Origin of the sequence: Bacillus sp. S4 (genome assembly GCF_040838205.1) — a bacterium.
Classification (GTDB): Bacteria; Bacillota; Bacilli; order Bacillales; family Bacillaceae_G; genus Bacillus_A; species Bacillus_A cereus_U.
Genome location: NZ_JBFPJI010000367.1, coordinates 1 through 2993, shown reverse-complemented (window position 1 = coordinate 2993; position 2993 = coordinate 1). Strand labels below are relative to the sequence as shown.

Here is a 2993-nt window from a genome sequence, read left to right as displayed (position 1 = left end):
GACCTTTGGATTTCTGGGGTTTTACTTATAAAAATTTATAGTTCATAAAACAAAAAATTCTGCACCATTTAAACTCGGGTAACAATTCATGTGATCAAGAATACTTGAGCTAACAGATTTCGTTAGATTGCCATCATCTTTTTTATAATAGAATAGATTCATTACCGTTTCAGACCTATGTATTCATTCATAACCTAACAGTAAAAGGGGGGATGATTAAAGGTATGGCGATTAATGAGGAATCAATTTGTCAACAGTTTGCAAGAATTATCGGTGGCCAAGAAGGATTCGCCGGTGGGAAATGCGTGGCAACAATAAACCGGGATGAAATACGCGCAACAATCTTGGGAAAACGTTTTAGAGTAACAACTTCCTTCTCATTTGAATCACGAGATAATAAAACTGGACGGGCATTATGTCTAGGGCGGGTAGCACTCTTGCAAAAGGAAGTTACTGAATTTGTTGCTACAATTATTAAACAAGGAATAATAGTTTCGTCTATACACAATGAGTGGTTATGTGATAATCCAAATTTGATTTACGTTAATATCGAAGACGTTGATGATCCACTAAATTTCGCAAGAAAAGTTAGAAAAGCGTTATGCAATTAACCGACTTTTTTAGTTAATTGAGTGATTATGTTGATTAGAATATTTCAGAGTGTTGAATGGTATATTTGGAAAATAGATTTAAGTGGATGGTTTTATAAAATCTCATATATAGCTAAAAAGAGTAACTCCATTTTGATCACTCTTTTTCAAAATGGAGTTTTTGTAATTACTTTTAAATAAGGGTTGAAGAGAGCTTTTTAATCAATCTTTATTCTGAAGCTACAGACGAGCATACATTATGCTCGTTTTTCAATTGGTAGTTTAAATGTAAAAGTACTGCCTTCTCCTAATTTACTTTCAACGGTAATTTCTCCTCCGTGTAGTTCGACAATCCATTTTACCATCGACAATCCTAAACCTGTGTTTCCGATGTTTGAAGATGTTCGTGCTGCGTCAACTCGATAGAAGCGGTCCCATATTTTCGCAATATGTTGCTCGCTGATGCCTATGCCATTATCGGAGACTTTACCTATTATGTTGGTTTCATCCCGGAACAGTTGCATATTCACAGTGCCGTTCGCTTTGCTATAAGCAATCGCATTCGTTAGTAAATTCATTAATAAACGCATCATCAATGTTTGATCTGCTTTAATAAACAGGTCTTCCTCTATATTAGTTGTTATATTAATCGAAGCTTCTTGAACCATTAATGAAAGCTCTTCTACAACGATTTCCGTTAATTCACTCATATTGATACATTCGAATTGAAAAGTATTCTGCTTTTCTTGGTCAACTCTTGCTAATAATAAGAGTTGCGAGATTAACGCGGACATTTTACGTGATTGCCTTAAAATTACTTCTAACGATTCTTCCATTTCTTTCGGATTATTCCTCTGCGATAAAGCGTATTCGCATTGCGAAATAATAACAGATGTTGGTGTTCTTAATTCATGAGATGCGTCAGATGTAAATTGTTTTTCACTTTCGAATGATGTCTCCAATCGCTCAAACATTTTGTCAAAGGTTTGTGCTAAATGATACATTTCGTCTTTCGATGAACCTTGTAAATTAATTCTCTTCGAAAGGTCTTTACCATCACCAATTTCACTGGCTGAATCACTCATTTGTTGCACAGGTCGAAACGCTCTTTGCGTAATAAAATATCCACCCACTGCCGCAATGAGAATAAGTAATGGAAATGAGATGAGTGTTACCACAATAAGCGTATTCATGGTCGATGATAATTGATTCATGGTCATTATTCCACGAACCCAGACTTGCTCATCGCCGCCTACATTATGGAGGAAATCATATACTATCCATTCTTTATTACCGTCTTTAATGGTTTGTATTTCATCGGATTTAAGCGATACCTTTTTATTAAATCCTGTTGGACTATGTCCTGCCAGTAGCTCACCTTGCTTACTATAAATGAAGATATTTACTCCATCTTCTAAGGTTTCAAAATCATCGTCCATCTTTAACTGTCCATGCTTATATTCGATATCTTCAATGCTTTCTTTTACTGTGCTCTTCAATTGATTTTTCATATTAAAGAGCACAACTTTATCTGAAGAAGTTAAAATAAAAGATAACACGAGTGCCATAATAATTACAATTAGCCCCGTATACCACAGGGTCACTTTCATTTTTATTGATAGTCTTTTCATGATTCTACTCGCAATACGTAACCAGTACCTCGTACCGTATGAATTAACTTCGTTTCAAACTGGCTATCAATTTTTTTACGAAGGTATCGGACGTAAACATCAATAATATTCGAGCCACCTTCATAGTCGTAATTCCACACATGTTGCTCAATTTTATCTCGTGTCAACACAACTTCTTTATTACGAATCATATATTCTAAAATAGCAAATTCTTTACTGGAAAGATTGATAACTCGGTCGCCCCTTGTTACTTTATGCATATTGCAATCCACCACTAGGTCAGCGATTTCAAACACGTTAGATGTATTTCCTGTTTTTCTTCGCATCAACACTCGAATTCTTGCTAACAGCTCATCAAAAGCAAAGGGCTTTACTAAATAATCGTCCGCACCTAAGTCGAGTCCTGTTACGCGATCATCAATTGTATCTTTAGCTGTAAGAAGCAAGACAGGTGTTGTATTATTGTCCGCGCGTAATCTTTGTAATACTTGTAAACCATCTATTCCGGGAATCATAATGTCAAGCACAATCAAATCGTAGGTAGCCATGCTTATATAATCCAAAGCATCTTCTCCATTCCCACATCCATCGACACTATAATATTCTGCATTTAATCGTTTTACCAATATATTTTGTAAGTCTTGTTCATCTTCGACAATAAGAACTCGCATTAACATTCTCCTTTTCTTCTTATTTATATGTATCACTATAATTCCAAAACATTAAAGAAAGATTAGAAACTATTTAATTATATCATTTTATTTTTTTGTAC

At 34.8% G+C, this 2993-nt stretch carries 3 protein-coding genes; 1 reads left to right on the top strand and 2 read right to left on the bottom strand.

All coding sequences use genetic code 11. From position 1 onward, the window contains the following. Positions 1-224: 224 nt before the first annotated feature. Entirely contained in the window at positions 225-611 is a 387-nt protein-coding gene (locus AB3X48_RS20180; RefSeq protein WP_016105355.1) for a DUF1259 domain-containing protein, read from the top strand. A gap of 236 nt (positions 612-847) precedes the next feature. On the opposite strand, the gene AB3X48_RS20175 is transcribed toward AB3X48_RS20180, so the two are convergent. Together AB3X48_RS20175 and AB3X48_RS20170 are read right to left on the bottom strand one after the other, a co-directional pair. Further along, positions 848-2221 carry a sensor histidine kinase gene (locus AB3X48_RS20175; protein WP_016105354.1) on the bottom strand — a complete coding sequence of 458 codons (1374 nt, stop codon included), beginning with the start codon at positions 2219-2221 and terminating at the stop codon, positions 848-850. Next, positions 2218-2892 (bottom strand): response regulator transcription factor, encoded by a 675-nt coding sequence (locus AB3X48_RS20170; RefSeq protein WP_002161191.1) that lies wholly within the window; start codon positions 2890-2892, stop codon positions 2218-2220. The genes AB3X48_RS20175 and AB3X48_RS20170 overlap by 4 nt, the downstream gene beginning before the upstream one ends. Positions 2893-2993: the final 101 nt, after the last annotated feature.

What these genes read in the sequence shown, in the direction of transcription:
- AB3X48_RS20180 (WP_016105355.1), top strand. Translation starts at nt 225, where the DNA reads ATGGCGATTAATGAGGAATCAATTTGTCAACAGTTTGCAAGAATTATC.
- AB3X48_RS20170 (WP_002161191.1), bottom strand. Translation starts at nt 2,892, where the DNA reads ATGCGAGTTCTTATTGTCGAAGATGAACAAGACTTACAAAATATATTG.
- AB3X48_RS20175 (WP_016105354.1), bottom strand. Translation starts at nt 2,221, where the DNA reads ATGAAAAGACTATCAATAAAAATGAAAGTGACCCTGTGGTATACGGGG.